Genomic DNA, 15,452 nt, shown 5'->3' on the forward strand with positions numbered 1-15,452 from the left:
AAAGAGAGGCACGCACAGACCAAAAAAGGACATCCTCGTGCCTCTGTCGGACAAGCGAGTTTATGACATCAGCGGCAGCAGCTGCTGATAGATTTTGCGGAACACCTCGCGCCTTTCTGCATAACGGGCATGTCCTGCCGCGTCAGGCACATGCGCCTGTTCAAGCGTAAGCTGCGGCAGCAGCTGCGAAAGCGGCTTGTCCGGGTTCATAGCGATCTGCGCCAGACGCGCGGCGCCGAGCGCGGGGCCAACATCCCCTCCCGTGCGGAAATCCAGCTGCAACCCGCTGATATCCGCCAACATCTGTCGCCAGTAAGGGCTTCGCGCGCCGCCGCCAATCAGGGTGACGCTCGCCGGTTTCAGGCCGCAGTCGTGCACCACATCCATTCCGTCGGCCAGCGCATACCCCACACCTTCCAGAACCGCACGCGCCAGCTCTGCCGGGCCGTGCTGGTGGGTTAGGCCAAAGAATACCCCTTTCGCTTCCGGGTTGTTGTGCGGCGTACGCTCGCCAGAAAGATAGGGTAAAAACCAGACGGTACTCGCCGCGTCATCCGCCTGCTGCGCCGCCGCAATGAGTGCCGGAACGTCCGCCATGCCGGTAAGCTTCGCCGCCCAGTCCAGGCAGGATGCCGCGCTCAGCATCACCGACATCAAATGCCATTTTCCCGGAAGCGCATGACAGAAACTGTGCACAGCGCTTTCGGGATTGCTGCGATAGCCGTCGCTGACGGCAAAATAGACCCCAGAGGTTCCCAGCGACAGCATCGCCTGCCCCGCCTCAACCATCCCGACACCCACGGCACCCGCCGCGTTATCACCGCCCCCGGCCACCACCGGTACGGCAGGCATATTCCAGCGTTCCGCAACGTCTGGCAGCAGCGTACCCGTCACCTCACAGCCTTCGAACAGCGCGGGCATATGTTCCCGGGTCAGATGGCAGGCATCCAGCATCGCCTCGCTCCAGTCGCGTTTCGCCACATCGAGCCACATCGTGCCCGCGGAATCGGACATGTCGCTGGCGAAATCGCCCGTCATACGAAAGCGCAGATAGTCTTTTGGCAACAGGACTTTCGCCACCTGACGGAAAATCTCCGGCTCGTGGCGCTGTACCCACAAAAGTTTTGGTGCGGTGAAGCCCGGCATCATCAGGTTGCCCGTAATCTCGCGGGACGTGGGCACACGCGCTTCAAGGATTGCGCACTCTTCCGCACAGCGGCCATCGTTCCAGAGAATAGCCGGGCGCAGAACGCGATGCTGGCTATCCAGCAACGTTGCACCATGCATTTGTCCGGCAATGCCCAGCGCTTTCACGTCGCGCAGGCTGTGCTGCTCGCCTAAGGCTTTCATCGCGCGATCCGTCGCCTGCCACCACTGCTCCGGGTCTTGCTCCGACCACAGCGGATGCGGGCGTGAAACCTGCAGCTTTTCAGTCTGCGTTGCTAAAACGTCGCCCTGCTCGCTTAACAGGATGGCTTTCACACCCGATGTGCCAAGATCGATCCCGATATACATTGTGGTGACTCCTTTGACAGAAATGCCCGGTGGCGCTTCCGCTTACCGGGCCTGGATGCTGTTATTTATCGAACAGGTAGTGATTAACCAGGTTTTCCAGCAATTCCTGATGCCCGCTCTGGTGCTGCGGCGCCAGCTGCTGTTGTTCAGCGTACTTCGCGATGTCCGCAAGCGATAACTGACCCTTCAAAATTTGCTGGCCCAGCTCACTGTTCCAGCCGCTGTAGCGCTTCGCCACGCGCTTATCCAGCTCGCCGTCTTCAATCATACGCGCCGCCACTTTCAGCGCCAGCGCCATGGTGTCCATCGCGCCAATGTGGCCGTAGAACAGATCGTATTTGTCGGTGCTCTGGCGACGCACCTTGGCGTCAAAGTTAAGGCCGCCGGTGGTGAAACCGCCCGCTTTGACGATCTCGTACATCACCAGCGCATTCTCTTCCACGCTGTTCGGGAACTGGTCGGTATCCCAGCCCAGCTGCGGATCGCCGCGGTTCGCATCTACCGATCCGAAGATGCCCAGCGCAATCGCAGAGGCAATTTCGTGATGGAATGAGTGGCCCGCCAGGGTAGCGTGGTTAGCCTCAATATTCACTTTGATCTCTTTTTCCAGACCAAACTGCTTCAGGAAGCCATACACGGTGGCGACATCGTAGTCGTACTGATGCTTGGTTGGTTCCTGCGGTTTAGGCTCGATCAGCAGCGTGCCGCGGAAGCCGATTTTGTGCTTATGGTCGACAACCATCTGCATAAAGCGGCCAATCTGCTCGCGCTCCTGGCGCAGGTCGGTATTGAGCAGGGTTTCATAGCCTTCACGGCCGCCCCACAGGACATAGTTTTCGCCGCCCAGCTGATGCGTAGCGTTCATTGCCGTCACCACCTGCGTAGCCGCCCAGCTAAACACTTCCGGATCCGGGTTGGTGGCCGCACCCGCACCGTAGCGTGGGTTGGTGAAGCAGTTTGCCGTACCCCAGAGCAGCTTCACGCCGCTTTGCTGCTGTTTTTCTGCCAGCACGTCCACCATCTGCGCAAAATTGTTCAGGTACTCTTTCAGCGACGCCCCTTCCGGCGATACGTCAACATCATGGAAGCAGTAGTACGGCACGTTCAGCTTGTGGAAGAACTCAAACGCCACGTCGGCTTTGCGTTTCGCCAGCTCGATGGCCTCACCCGGCTGTTGCCACGGACGGTCAAAGGAACCCACGCCGAACATATCGGCGCCGTTCCAGCAGAAGGTATGCCAGTAACAGGCGGCAAAGCGCAGATGATCTTCCATGCGCTTACCCAGCACCAGCTCATCCGGATTGTAGTGACGAAATGCTAAAGGATTGGTCGTTTTTGGGCCTTCGTAACGAACGCGATCGAGTTGGTCGAAATAAGCTTGCATATTGAGCTCCATAATCAGGGTATGCGGCGAGTCGTTGATTCAGGAGTAATAGTGAATAGACATTTTGGGTTGCTCAATTACGTTATTTCACACTGCTATTGAGAGAATGCACAACTGTGCGCTGGCTCGCAAAATAATGCGCAGACAAACTATTTTTCGGCGCACATTCCAGAATCAAATGTAATTAAGGCGTTACGAATTTTAAAATCCGATCGCGGTCATAAATTCAGAAATAAACCAAATATCGTAATGAGAAGATAAAAATCTGTAATTGCCAGCCCGCCTTTCCGCGTTAAAAATTTGCTGCGACCCAGCAGTGAATGTTTCTTTTATCTCAGCAACACATACCCCTACAAAAAGGCCTAATAATTATGAAGATAAAGAACCTGACCCTAACGCTCTGCACTACGCTCCTCCTTGTAAGCTTTGCAGGACATGCCAAGGAGGTCAAAATTGGTATGGCGATTGATGACCTGCGTCTGGAGCGCTGGCAAAAAGATCGCGATATTTTTGTGAAAAAAGCGGAATCACTCGGTGCGAATGTGTTTGTTCAGTCGGCTAACGGCAATGAAGAAACGCAAATGTCGCAGATCGAGAATATGATCAACCGGGGAGTCGATGTTCTGGTCATTATCCCTTATAACGGCCAGGTATTAAGTAACGTGGTGAAAGAAGCGAAGCAGGAAGGCATAAAAGTTCTCGCTTATGACCGCATGATTAATAACGCCGATATTGATTATTATATTTCCTTCGACAATGAAAAAGTGGGCGAATTACAGGCACAAAGCCTGATCGACAAAGTGCCTCAAGGCAATTATTTCCTGATGGGCGGTTCGCCGGTGGATAACAACGCCAAACTGTTCCGCGAAGGGCAAATGAAGGTCCTTAAGTCGTACATCGACAGCGGCAAAATTAAGGTGGTCGGCGATCAGTGGGCCGACGGATGGTTACCAGAAAATGCCCTGAAGATTATGGAAAATGCGCTGACGGCCAATAACAACAAAATTGATGCTGTCGTGGCCTCCAACGATGCCACAGCAGGCGGGGCTATTCAGGCTCTGAGTGCCCAGGGACTGGCCGGTAAAGTCGCGATTTCTGGTCAGGATGCCGACCTGGCGGGCGTAAAACGCATTATCGCAGGTACTCAGACCATGACGGTCTACAAACCGATTACTGAGCTTGCCAATACGGCGGCGGAAATTGCCGTTGAGCTGGGCAACGGTAAGCAACCTAAAGCAGATGCAACGCTGAATAACGGCCTGAAAGACGTTCCGGCTCGCCTGCTCACGCCAATTGAAGTCAATAAAGAGAACATTGACGCCACCGTTATTAAAGACGGTTTCCACAAGAAGAGCGAACTGTAATCCGGCGCTGCCCCTGCTCTGCGGGGGCGCATCACGTTGTACTGTTCTTCCCTCGGGTTATGTGGAGCAGTTATGCCTTATTTACTTGAAATGAAAAGCATCACCAAGCGCTTCGGCGCGGTGAAAGCCGTCGACAACGTCAGTCTCCGGTTGAACCCCGGCGAAGTGGTTTCGCTGTGTGGCGAGAATGGTTCGGGCAAATCAACGCTGATGAAAGTCCTGTGTGGGATCTACCCGCACGGCAGTTACGAAGGCGAAATTGTCTTTGCTGGTGAAGTCATCCAGGCGACGCACATTCGCGACACCGAACGTAAAGGCATCGCCATCATCCACCAGGAGCTGGCGCTGGTGAAACATCTCACCGTGCTGGAGAACATCTTCCTCGGAGCCGAGATTTCCCGCCACGGCGTGCTGGATTACGACACCATGACGCTCCGCTGTGAAAAGCTGCTGGCGCAGGTGAGCCTCAACATTTCACCGGATACCCGCGTGGGCGATCTGGGCCTGGGGCAACAGCAGCTGGTCGAAATTGCGAAGGCGCTGAATAAACAGGTCAGGCTGCTGATCCTCGATGAGCCAACGGCGTCGCTCACCGAACAGGAAACTGCGGTTCTGCTCAATATCATCCGCGATCTGCAAAACCACGGTATCGCCTGCATCTACATTTCGCACAAGCTGAACGAGGTAAAAGCCATTTCGGACACCATCTGCGTGATCCGCGACGGGCAACACATCGGCACGCGTGAAGCTGCGGGCATGAGTGAAGATGACATCATCACCATGATGGTGGGCCGCGAGCTGACCGCGCTCTACCCGAATGAGCCCCACACTACGGGCGGTGAAGTGCTGCGCGTGGAAAACCTGACCGCGTGGCACCCCGTTAACCGCCACATTAAGCGGGTCAATAACGTTTCGTTTTCCCTTCACAGCGGCGAAATTCTTGGGATTGCTGGGCTCGTCGGTGCCGGGCGCACCGAAGCCGTGCAGTGCCTGTTTGGCGTGTGGCCAGGGCGCTGGGAGGGCACGATATATATAGACGGCCAGCCCGTGAGAATCGACAACTGCCAGCAGGCGATTGCCCGCGGCATTGCCATGGTTCCGGAAGACCGCAAAAAAGACGGCATCGTACCGGTCATGGCGGTGGGTAAAAACATCACCCTTGCGGCACTCGATCGGTTCTCCGGCGCGCTGAGCAGCCTGGATGATGCCGCCGAGCAGCAGTGCATCCTCCAGTCGCTTGCCCGTCTTAAGGTCAAAACCTCCTCACCGGAACTGGCGATTGGCCGACTGAGCGGTGGTAACCAGCAGAAGGCGATTCTGGCGCGCTGTCTGCTCCTCAATCCACGCATATTAATCCTTGATGAGCCGACGCGCGGGATCGATATCGGTGCCAAATACGAAATCTACAAACTGATTAATCAGCTTGTACAGCAAGGGATTGCCGTCATTGTCATCTCGTCTGAGTTACCCGAAGTGCTCGGCCTGAGCGACCGCGTGCTGGTCATGCACGAGGGGAAACTGAAAGCCAACCTGATTAACCAGAACCTGACGCAGGAGCAGGTGATGGAAGCCGCTTTAAGGAGCGAACGTCATGTCGAAAAGCAATCCGTCTGATATCAAAGTCGCTGTTCCGACGCCCGGCGCGTTCGCGGGCCTAAAAGCGCTGAACCTGCAGGTTTTCGTGATGATCGCGGCGATTATCGTCATCATGCTGTTCTTCACGTGGATGACGGATGGCTCGTACTTAAGCGCGCGTAACGTCTCAAACCTGCTCCGCCAGACCGCCATCACCGGCATCCTGGCCGTGGGCATGGTGTTCGTGATCATCTCTGCGGAAATCGACCTGTCGGTCGGGTCGATGATGGGTCTTCTCGGCGGCGTGGCGGCCATTTTTGACGTCTGGCTCGGCTGGCCGCTGCCGCTGACCGTGGCGGTGACGCTGGTACTGGGGCTGGTTTTAGGGGCCTGGAACGGCTGGTGGGTTGCCTATCGGAAGGTGCCATCGTTCATCGTCACCCTGGCGGGAATGCTGGCCTTCCGCGGGATCCTGATCGGTATCACCAACGGCACGACCGTCTCCCCGACCAGCGCGGCGATGTCGCAAATTGGCCAGAGTTACCTCTCGGACAGCATAGGCTTTACTATCGGCGTGGTGGGACTGCTGGCGTTTGTCGCGTGGCAGTGGCGTGGACGTATGCGCCGTCAGGCGCTGGGTCTTGCGTCGCCAGCGTCAACGTCCGTGGTAGGACGTCAGGCGCTGACGGCGGTCATTGTGCTGGGCGCCATCTGGCTTCTTAACGACTATCGCGGCGTTCCGACGCCGGTACTGCTGCTGGCGCTGTTACTGCTCGGCGGCAGGTTTATGGCGACGCGCACCGCGTTTGGCCGTCGTATTTATGCCATCGGCGGCAACCTTGAAGCTGCTCGCCTGTCGGGTATTAACGTCGAACGTACCAAGCTGGCGGTTTTCGCCATTAACGGCCTGATGGTCGCTATCGCCGGGTTGATCCTCAGCTCGCGTCTGGGGGCAGGCTCTCCTTCCGCCGGTAACATCGCCGAGCTGGATGCTATCGCTGCCTGCGTCATCGGTGGCACCAGCCTCGCAGGCGGTATCGGTAGCGTGGCGGGCGCGGTCATGGGGGCATTTATCATGGCGTCGTTGGATAACGGGATGAGTATGATGGACGTCCCGACGTTTTGGCAGTATATCGTCAAGGGGGCCATTCTTTTACTGGCAGTCTGGATGGACTCTGCCACCAAGCGACGAGCCTGATAACCGCATTGTGACTTAACTGGGAAGCGAGCCATGTTTGAAAAGCGTCACCGCATTACGTTGTTATTCAATGCCAACAAAGCCTACGACCGTCAGGTGGTAGAAGGCGTGGGTGAATATTTGCAGGCGTCGCAATCCGAATGGGATATTTTTATTGAAGAAGATTTCCGCACCCGTCTGGAGAACATCAAAGACTGGCTGGGTGATGGCGTCATCGCCGACTATGACGATCCCATCATCGAGCAGTTGCTAACCGACGTCGACGTGCCGATTGTGGGCGTCGGCGGCTCGTATCATTCACCCGAACACTACCCGCCGGTCCACTACATCGCCACCGATAACCATGCCCTGGTCGAGGCCGCCTTTCTCCATTTAAAGGAGAAAGGCGTCCATCGCTTCGCGTTTTATGGTTTACCCGCCACCAGCGGCAAGCGCTGGGCCGTGGAGCGTGAACATGCGTTTTGCCAGCTGGTCGCGCAGGAGAAGTACCGTGGCGTGGTCTATCAGGGGCTGGAAACCGCACCGGAAAACTGGCAGCACGCGCAAAACCGCCTGGCGGACTGGCTGCAAACGCTGCCACCGCAAACCGGCATTATTGCCGTGACGGACGCCCGGGCCCGACACGTGCTGCAGGTCTGCGAACATTTGCATATCCCGGTGCCCGAAAAACTGTGCGTGATTGGCATTGATAACGAAGAACTGACCCGCTACCTGTCCCGCGTGGCGCTCTCCTCCGTAGCTCAGGGCACACGTCAGATGGGCTATCAGGCGGCAAAGCTGTTGCACCGTCTGCTGGATAAAGAGGCTCTGCCGCTTCAGCGCCTGCTGGTTCCCCCCGTCCGCGTCGTTGAGCGTCGCTCAACCGATTATCGCTCCCTAAGCGACCCGGCCGTCATTCAGGCCATGCACTATATCCGCAACCACGCCTGCAAAGGGATTAAGGTCGATCAGGTCCTGGACTCGGTGGGCATTTCCCGCTCGAATCTGGAGAAGCGATTCAAAGAAGAGGTGGGCGAAACCATTCATGCCGTCATTCATGCGGAGAAGCTGGAGAAGGCCCGCAGCCTGCTTGTCTCTACGTCACTGTCGATCAACGAAATCTCGCAGATGTGCGGCTATCCGTCGCTGCAGTATTTCTATTCGGTGTTTCGCAAAGAGTATGACACCACGCCGAAAGAGTACCGGGATCGCCACAGCGAGGTGCTGATATAGAAAAGGAAACGCCTTCCAGTGGAAGGCGTTTTTTGAGATTACATATGGGCGGCAATTAAGCGCTGGTTATCCTGGTACATAGCGAACAGATAGTTGTTATAGCTATTTCCCTTCGTCGAATACCCTTTTAGCTTGTGAATCATTGCGCTGGCCGTTACTTCCTGATCCGCTTTACGCAACTGAGCGCGTGATTTACGGAACGATGAGTAGGCCGGGTGCGTATTAAGATTCACCGCGTAAGCATTCACGGAATCTTTTACTGATTCAAACTGAGAATAGCCCTTAACTTTGCCGGGCGCATTATTACAACGCCCTTTCGCACATTTCATGCCGAACAGGTTGTTGTTATTACGCGCCAGCTTAGACGTTCCCCAGCCGCTTTCGGCTGCTGCCATGGTCGCTACCATGCTGCCTGGGATAATGTCCACACGCTCAAGGAGAGCATTCCACGGTACGCGACGCGTGTTACCGTTCCAGCTCAGTTTGTAGCGCTTCGTGATGTCTTTCAGACGCGCGCGTTCAGACGGCGACCAGCGGCTATCGTACTGTTTTGAAATTAACCAGTTACGATCCGCCGTAATCGCGGCATTTTGACTTGTTATGTAAGGCATTACCGTCCGGAGAAACGCTTTTTTTCTTGGTGTTCCGGAAGGGTATTTTCGCAAATCAGGAAGTGAACTACTCTTTGCACTATTGCGAGAATACTCTTGTTTACTGCTAACCTTACTACTTGTCGTCTTTATTACGTGGGCTTTCTTACTCGTTGTATCCGTGTGCGTCTTCGCAAGCACCCCACCCGAAAATGTCGTGGTGAGTAACATGAGTATCGCGGCCCCATATCGTCGAATGGGAGTCGATATCATTAGGTCTCCTGGTCGGATGTAATCATCCCAACACCTTATTTTTTTCACAAATTTGAGAGCGGAATCTCAAATCATATCAAAAATAGACTTCAAGAGCACGTATAGAAATAGTCCAAATCCGAAACTATGTCACCTGAAACTTGCTCATAAAAACATCATTCCTGAAAAAATGTGTGTGATATCGCAGATAACTGTCTCATTTCGCGCGGGATCACTCATCCTCACAGATCCTCCCGACAGAAAGCGATGGGGGATGAGTTTTTAACCACAACCTGATGGCACACTGGTCAAAAATGCCGCGACAGGAAAATGGAATGAAACGCACCGCATTAGCTTTTCTGATGTTACCCGCTCTGGCACATGCCGACTGGTCATCGCCGGGGTTTAACACATTTCGCGCCGAAGGCACCGGTGTTTTCACCAGCCAGGCAAAGCTTACGAAGGGTACGCGTCCTCTGACGCTGGGTTTTGACAAGACGTGCTGGCAGCCTTCGGAGGCGATAAAACTCAATGAGATGCTGTCGCTCAAGCCCTGCGACGGGTCTCCGCCGCAGTGGCGCCTTTTCCGCGACGGTGAATACCAGATGCGGATTGATACCCGATCCGGCACGCCAACTCTGCTGCTGACAATTCAGAGCACCGCAGAACAGCCGGTTGCAAGCGTTATCCGCCAGTGCCCGAAGTGGGACGGTAAACCGCTGACGCTGGACGTCAGCCATACCTTCCCGGAAGGCACCGTGGTGCGTGATTTCTACAGCAAACAGACCGCGACGGTGCAGAACGGAAACATAACCCTGCAGCCAGCCGCCAGCAGTGGTGGCCTGCTGCTGCTTGAGCGCGCCGAAACCGACAAACCAGCGCCGTTTAGCTGGCAGAACGCCACCGTCTATTTTGTGCTAACCGACCGCTTTGTGAATGGCGACCCGGGCAACGACAACAGCTACGGTCGCCACAAAGACGGCATGCAGGAGATTGGCACCTTCCACGGTGGCGATCTCAAAGGGCTCGCCAGCAGGCTCGACTATTTACAGCAGCTGGGGGTGAACGCGCTCTGGATAAGTTCCCCGCTTGAGCAGATCCACGGCTGGGTAGGCGGTGGCACCAAAGGGGACTTCCCACACTATGCCTATCACGGCTACTACACCCAGGACTGGACGAAGCTCGATGCCAACATGGGCACCGAGGATGATCTGCGCCATCTTGTTGATGAAGCGCACAGGCGCGGCATTCGCATCCTGTTCGATATCGTCATGAACCACGCGGGCTACGCGACGCTTGCGGACATGCAGGAGTACCAGTTTGGCGCGCTGTATCTGCAGGGTGATGAGCTGAAAAAGACCCTGGGCGACCGCTGGACGGACTGGAAGCCGGGCGCGGGCCAAAGCTGGCATAGCTTCAACGATTACATCAACTTTAGCGACAAAGCCGCATGGGAAAAATGGTGGGGCAAGAAATGGATCCGCACCGACATTGGTGATTACGACAACCCCGGCTTCGACGATTTAACCATGTCGCTGGCGTTCCTACCGGATCTGAAAACGGAATCCACCGCCCCTTCCGGATTACCCAACTTTTATCAGCACAAGCCCGATACCCACGCGAAAGCCATCCCGGGATATACCCCGCGCGACTATCTCACCCACTGGCTCAGCCAGTGGGTGCGCGACTACGGCATTGACGGTTTCCGGGTGGATACCGCGAAGCACGTCGAGCTTGCGGCTTGGCAACAGTTAAAGGACCAGGCTAGTCAGGCGCTGGCCGCGTGGAAAGGGGCCAACCCGGCCAAAAAGCTCGATAACGCACCGTTCTGGATGACCGGCGAGTCCTGGGGTCACGGAGTGATGCAAAGCGACTATTACCGCCACGGTTTCGACGCGATGATCAACTTTGATTATCAGGAGCAGGCGGCAAAAGCGGTGGATTGCCTGGCCGATATGGATCTCACCTGGCAGCAGATGGCGGAAAAGCTGCAAAGCTTCAACGTGCTGAGCTATCTCTCCTCCCATGACACACGCCTGTTCCGCGAAGGAGGCCAGCGCGCTGCGGAGCTGCTCCTGCTGGCACCGGGCAGCGTACAAATCTATTACGGTGATGAATCCGAGCGTCCGTTTGGCCCGACGGGGTCTGACCCGCTGCAGGGTACCCGCTCGGATATGAACTGGCAGGACGTGACGGGCAAGCAGGCCTTAACCGTCGCCCACTGGCAAACGCTGGGCCAGTTCCGCGCCCGCCATCCGGCGATCGGTGAAGGCAAGCAAACCACGCTGTCGCTGAAAGAGGGGTACGGCTTCGTACGCGAGCACAAGGACGATAAGGTGATGGTGGTATGGGCGGGTAATCAATAATTATACCCCCCCTCACCCTGGCCCTCTCCCCGCATGGGGAGTGAGCCGGGGGTGAGGGGTGAAACCCACCAGAACTATTCACTACACAAATCCCTCTCGGCCATACAAAACAACAAATCCGACCACATCTCCCGATTTGCACCAGCACAGTGCTAGCGTTATGGTTACCCACTTTCAAAATAAGCTCGATAGAACACCTGCTATGACGTTTTCACTTTTTGGCGACAAATTCACCCGCCATTCAGGCATTACTCGCCTGATGGAGGACCTCAACGACGGGCTGCGCACACCGGGCGCCATCATGCTCGGCGGCGGAAACCCGGCGCAAATTCCGGAGATGACAACCTATTTCCAGACGCTGCTCGCGCAGATGCTGGAAAACGGCAAAGCGACCGATGCGCTCTGCAATTACGACGGTCCGCAGGGTAAAACCGAGCTACTGACTCTCCTTGCCAAAATGCTGCGTGAAGAGCTGGGCTGGGATATCGAACCACAGAATATTGCACTAACAAACGGCAGCCAGAGCGCGTTTTTCTACTTGTTTAACCTCTTCGCAGGGCGTCGTGCCGACGGCACCACCAAAAAGGTGCTGTTCCCGCTGGCACCGGAGTATATCGGCTATGCTGATTCCGGCCTGGAAGAGGATCTGTTCGTCTCCACGCGCCCGAACATCGAGCTGCTGCCGGAAGGCCAGTTCAAATATCACGTCGATTTTGAACACCTGCATATTGGTGAAGAGACGGGGATGATCTGCGTATCGCGCCCGACGAACCCAACGGGCAACGTGATTACCGACGACGAACTGATGAAGCTGGATGTCCTGGCGAACCAGCACGGCATCCCGCTGGTGATCGACAATGCCTACGGCGTGCCGTTCCCGGGCATTATCTTCAGCGAAGCTCGTCCGCTGTGGAACCCGAACATTGTCCTGTGCATGAGCCTCTCCAAGCTGGGTCTGCCGGGCAGCCGCTGCGGCATCATCATCGCCAACGAGAAAATCATCACCGCCATTACCAATATGAACGGCATTATCAGCCTTTCACCAGGCGGTATCGGCCCGGCGATGATGTGCGAAATGATCAAGCGCAACGACCTGCTGCGTCTGTCTAATGAAGTCATCAAACCGTTCTATTACCAGCGCGTTCAGGAGACGATTGCGACGCTTCGCCGCTACTTACCGGAAGAACGCTGCCTGATCCACAAACCAGAAGGAGCGATTTTCCTGTGGCTGTGGTTTAAGGATTTGCCGATCACTACAGAACTGCTCTATCAGCGACTGAAAAAGCGTGGCGTGCTGATGGTGCCGGGCGATTACTTCTTCCCGGGTCTGGATAAGCCGTGGCCGCACACGCACCAGTGCATGCGCATGAACTACGTGCCCGATCCGGCAAAAATCGAAGCGGGCGTCAAAATTCTCGCCGAAGAAATTGAAAAAGCGTGGCACGAAGGCAGCCAGTAACACGCTACCCCTCACGCACGTTAAAACCCAGCTCTTTTGATATCGCCTCTGCCGTTTCGCGCAGAGGCTTGAGCAGGTTTTTCTCGCCAACCTGCTTCATGCGGGACGTCGACAGCGAAATGGAGATCGCATACGGCACGCGACCATGAATATCAAACACCGGCACGGCGATACAGGAGACACCCAGCTCGTTCTCTTCTTTATCCATTGCCATGCTGCGATCGCGAATTTCCGCCAGCTCATCGTACATAGCACTCAGTTCAGTGATGGTATTGCGCGTCAGCGGTTGAATCTGTTCCTGATGGCTTTGCCAGTAACTGGCCACGTAATCCTGATGACCAAAGGCCATATAGATCTTGCCCATTGCAGAACAATAGAGCGGCATATGCTGTCCGATGTAAGCACGCGTACGCAGCATACCGGTTGTCGGCTCGAGCTTATAAATTAGGATCGCGTGGTCATCTTCCCGACTGGAAAAGTTCACCGTTTCGCCAGTGGCAATGTTCAGCGCCTCAAGATGCGGGGCCGCCACGTGAATAATGTTGAGCGATGAAAGCGCCTTTTGCCCGACAGCAATGAATTTAGTGGTCAGACGATAGCTGCCCGCCGCTGGCGCCGGGGTAACGTACCCGCACGACTGCAGTCCCTGGAGTAACCGGTGGACGGTGCTCTTATTCAAACCTGCCAGTTCCGATAAATGCGCAAGCGGACACCCGTTCGGGTAGTTGCTGAGGATCTCAATCAGCATCAGGCCGCGAAACAGGCTCTGGCTGCCCGCTGGCCTCTCTTTTTCCTGCGTTATTTCGCTCTCTTTCATGCTCATCAAATCGCTCCTTTTTATCGCGCTCCTGATGGTAGCGCAAAGTGTGGTTTAGTTCACGATCTCAACAGAAAAAACACAACCAGTTGATTTTAATGATTTTTGAAAAACGTGAATGTCGTTGATCTGACAAAAATTGATCGCTATATTTGAAATCAGATTTCGAATAGTGAAATTTAACGATAAAAAAGCGTTCGCACTTGCCCCTAAAAAACAGGAGAACAGGGATGAAAGTGACCTTCGAAGAGTTGAAAGCGGCGTTCAATCGGGTTCTGCTCGATCGCGGCATAAAAGTGGAGACTGCCGATGCCTGCGCAGAGATGTTTGCCCGCACCACCGAGTCCGGTGTCTACTCGCATGGCGTAAACCGCTTCCCGCGTTTTATTCAGCAACTGGATGCGGGTGACATCATCCCTGATGCCCAGCCACAACGGGTGACCTCATTGGGTGCCATCGAACAGTGGGATGCCCGACGCTCCATCGGCAACCTGACGGCGAAAAAGATGATGGATCGCGCCACCGAACTGGCATCCGACCACGGTATCGGCCTGGTGGCGCTGCGTAACGCCAACCACTGGATGCGCGGCGGCAGTTACGGCTGGCAGGCGGCTGAGAAAGGTTACATTGGAATTTGCTGGACCAACTCCATTGCAGTAATGCCTGCGTGGGGATCAAAAGAATGCTGCATCGGCACAAACCCACTGATTGTCGCTATCCCGTCGAATCCTATCACCATGGTCGACATGTCGATGTCGATGTTCTCCTACGGCATGCTGGAAGTGAACCGCCTGGCCGGGCGCGAGTTGCCTGTAGATGGCGGCTTTGACGACGAGGGCAATCTCACCCGGGAGCCTGGCGTGATTGAGAAAAACCGCCGTATTCTGCCGATGGGCTACTGGAAAGGTTCAGGCTTATCCATCGTGCTCGACATGATCGCTACCCTGCTCTCTAACGGCTCTTCCGTCGCAGAAGTGACCCAGGACAACAGCGACGAATATGGCGTATCGCAGATCTTTATCGCTATTGAAGTGGATCGCCTGATCGACGGGCCAACCCGCGATGCCAAACTGCAACGCATCATGGACTTCATCACTACCGCCGAACGCGCTGATGAGAATGTTGCCGTTCGTTTGCCGGGACATGAATTCACGCGTCTGCAGGAAGAGAACCGTCGCAACGGCATAGCCATTGACGACAGCGTATGGGCGAAAATCCAGTCTCTGTAAGGAGGGGATGATGATATTCGGACATATTTCGCAGCCCAATCCGTGTCGCCTGCCGCTGGCGATTGAAAAAGCGCTTCATTTTCTGCGCACCACGGATTTCACTACCCTGGAGCCAGGCGTGGTGGAAATTGAAGGCCGCACTATTTTTGCCCAGGTGCTCGACCTCACCACAAAGGATCAACACGAAAACCGTCCTGAAGTGCACCGCCGCTATCTGGATATTCAGTTTCTGGCCTGGGGTGAAGAGAAAATCGGTATCGCTATTGATACCGGCAATAACAAAATAAGCGAATCATTACTGGAACAGCGAGATATTATTTTTTATCACGACAGCGAAAATGAGTCGTTTATAGAAATGGTACCTGGCAGTTATGCCATATTTTTCCCGCAGGATGTTCATCGTCCTGCCTGTATTAAAAACAAGGAAACGGTAATTCGTAAAATTGTGGTGAAAGTGGCAATCAGCGAATTATTGTAATTTTCTGACGAAT

Annotated in this window: 12 protein-coding genes; 8 read left to right on the top strand and 4 right to left on the bottom strand. The window is 55.2% G+C overall.

Features of this window, described 5'->3' with window-relative positions; all coding sequences use genetic code 11:
* Nucleotides 1-60: 60 nt before the first annotated feature.
* Together xylB and xylA are read right to left on the bottom strand one after the other, a co-directional pair.
* Nucleotides 61-1,515: a xylulokinase gene (gene xylB / locus AC2FAJ_RS14720; RefSeq protein ID WP_048958456.1), complete on the bottom strand. Its 1,455-nt coding sequence runs from the start codon at nucleotides 1,513-1,515 to the stop codon at nucleotides 61-63.
* Between the two features lie 61 nt (nucleotides 1,516-1,576).
* Nucleotides 1,577-2,899 (bottom strand): xylose isomerase, encoded by a 1,323-nt coding sequence (xylA, locus tag AC2FAJ_RS14725; RefSeq protein WP_088204493.1) that lies wholly within the window; start codon nucleotides 2,897-2,899, stop codon nucleotides 1,577-1,579.
* 371 nt (nucleotides 2,900-3,270) lie between these two features.
* Between xylA and xylF the strand changes: the two genes are divergently transcribed.
* The 4 genes from xylF (at nucleotide 3,271) to xylR (ending at nucleotide 8,248) form a co-directional block, all read left to right on the top strand.
* Nucleotides 3,271-4,263, top strand: a complete 993-nt coding sequence (gene xylF / locus AC2FAJ_RS14730; protein ID WP_309258365.1) for a D-xylose ABC transporter substrate-binding protein — start codon at nucleotides 3,271-3,273, stop codon at nucleotides 4,261-4,263.
* A 72-nt stretch (nucleotides 4,264-4,335) separates the two neighbouring features.
* Nucleotides 4,336-5,877 carry a xylose ABC transporter ATP-binding protein gene (locus AC2FAJ_RS14735; RefSeq protein WP_048960306.1) on the top strand — a complete coding sequence of 514 codons (1,542 nt, stop codon included), beginning with the start codon at nucleotides 4,336-4,338 and terminating at the stop codon, nucleotides 5,875-5,877.
* The gene (gene xylH, locus AC2FAJ_RS14740; protein WP_485454266.1) at nucleotides 5,855-7,036 is read left to right on the top strand and encodes a xylose ABC transporter permease XylH; all 1,182 of its coding nucleotides are present in this window, start codon (nucleotides 5,855-5,857) and stop codon (nucleotides 7,034-7,036) included. Before AC2FAJ_RS14735 ends, xylH begins: the two co-directional genes overlap by 23 nt.
* 33 nt (nucleotides 7,037-7,069) lie before the next feature.
* Complete coding sequence (gene xylR, locus AC2FAJ_RS14745; RefSeq protein WP_041911622.1) at nucleotides 7,070-8,248, top strand: D-xylose utilization transcriptional activator XylR; 1,179 nt, start codon at nucleotides 7,070-7,072, stop codon at nucleotides 8,246-8,248.
* 38 nt (nucleotides 8,249-8,286) lie between these two features.
* Here xylR and AC2FAJ_RS14750 read toward each other — a convergent pair whose 3' ends face one another.
* On the bottom strand, nucleotides 8,287-9,111 hold the full coding sequence (locus AC2FAJ_RS14750; protein WP_045630274.1) for a protein bax: 825 nt from the start codon (nucleotides 9,109-9,111) through the stop codon (nucleotides 8,287-8,289).
* A gap of 314 nt (nucleotides 9,112-9,425) precedes the next feature.
* Here AC2FAJ_RS14750 and AC2FAJ_RS14755 point away from each other — a divergent pair, with 314 nt between their 5' ends.
* Both AC2FAJ_RS14755 and avtA read left to right on the top strand, forming a co-directional pair.
* On the top strand, nucleotides 9,426-11,456 hold the full coding sequence (locus AC2FAJ_RS14755; protein ID WP_047363355.1) for an alpha-amylase: 2,031 nt from the start codon (nucleotides 9,426-9,428) through the stop codon (nucleotides 11,454-11,456).
* A 202-nt stretch (nucleotides 11,457-11,658) separates the two neighbouring features.
* A complete protein-coding gene (gene avtA, locus AC2FAJ_RS14760; RefSeq protein WP_047363353.1) occupies nucleotides 11,659-12,915 on the top strand; it encodes a valine--pyruvate transaminase in 1,257 nt (418 codons plus the stop codon).
* 4 nt (nucleotides 12,916-12,919) lie between these two features.
* Here avtA and yiaJ read toward each other — a convergent pair whose 3' ends face one another.
* On the bottom strand, nucleotides 12,920-13,738 hold the full coding sequence (yiaJ, locus tag AC2FAJ_RS14765) for an IclR family transcriptional regulator YiaJ (protein ID WP_041911625.1): 819 nt from the start codon (nucleotides 13,736-13,738) through the stop codon (nucleotides 12,920-12,922).
* Nucleotides 13,739-13,962: 224 nt separating this feature from the next.
* Here yiaJ and yiaK point away from each other — a divergent pair, with 224 nt between their 5' ends.
* Entirely contained in the window at nucleotides 13,963-14,961 is a 999-nt protein-coding gene (gene yiaK / locus AC2FAJ_RS14770) for a 3-dehydro-L-gulonate 2-dehydrogenase (RefSeq protein ID WP_193359167.1), read from the top strand.
* Nucleotides 14,962-14,971: 10 nt separating this feature from the next.
* On the top strand, nucleotides 14,972-15,439 hold the full coding sequence (locus tag AC2FAJ_RS14775; protein ID WP_041911627.1) for a YhcH/YjgK/YiaL family protein: 468 nt from the start codon (nucleotides 14,972-14,974) through the stop codon (nucleotides 15,437-15,439).
* The last annotated feature ends 13 nt before the right edge of the window (nucleotides 15,440-15,452 follow it).

This window comes from Enterobacter cloacae complex sp. 385G4 (assembly GCF_057320665.1).

What these genes read in the sequence shown, in the direction of transcription:
- xylB (WP_048958456.1), bottom strand. Translation starts at nt 1,515, where the DNA reads ATGTATATCGGGATCGATCTTGGCACATCGGGTGTGAAAGCCATCCTG.
- xylA (WP_088204493.1), bottom strand. Translation starts at nt 2,899, where the DNA reads ATGCAAGCTTATTTCGACCAACTCGATCGCGTTCGTTACGAAGGCCCA.
- xylF (WP_309258365.1), top strand. Translation starts at nt 3,271, where the DNA reads ATGAAGATAAAGAACCTGACCCTAACGCTCTGCACTACGCTCCTCCTT.
- AC2FAJ_RS14735 (WP_048960306.1), top strand. Translation starts at nt 4,336, where the DNA reads ATGCCTTATTTACTTGAAATGAAAAGCATCACCAAGCGCTTCGGCGCG.
- xylH (WP_485454266.1), top strand. Translation starts at nt 5,855, where the DNA reads ATGTCGAAAAGCAATCCGTCTGATATCAAAGTCGCTGTTCCGACGCCC.
- xylR (WP_041911622.1), top strand. Translation starts at nt 7,070, where the DNA reads ATGTTTGAAAAGCGTCACCGCATTACGTTGTTATTCAATGCCAACAAA.
- AC2FAJ_RS14750 (WP_045630274.1), bottom strand. Translation starts at nt 9,111, where the DNA reads ATGATATCGACTCCCATTCGACGATATGGGGCCGCGATACTCATGTTA.
- AC2FAJ_RS14755 (WP_047363355.1), top strand. Translation starts at nt 9,426, where the DNA reads ATGAAACGCACCGCATTAGCTTTTCTGATGTTACCCGCTCTGGCACAT.
- avtA (WP_047363353.1), top strand. Translation starts at nt 11,659, where the DNA reads ATGACGTTTTCACTTTTTGGCGACAAATTCACCCGCCATTCAGGCATT.
- yiaJ (WP_041911625.1), bottom strand. Translation starts at nt 13,738, where the DNA reads ATGAGCATGAAAGAGAGCGAAATAACGCAGGAAAAAGAGAGGCCAGCG.
- yiaK (WP_193359167.1), top strand. Translation starts at nt 13,963, where the DNA reads ATGAAAGTGACCTTCGAAGAGTTGAAAGCGGCGTTCAATCGGGTTCTG.
- AC2FAJ_RS14775 (WP_041911627.1), top strand. Translation starts at nt 14,972, where the DNA reads ATGATATTCGGACATATTTCGCAGCCCAATCCGTGTCGCCTGCCGCTG.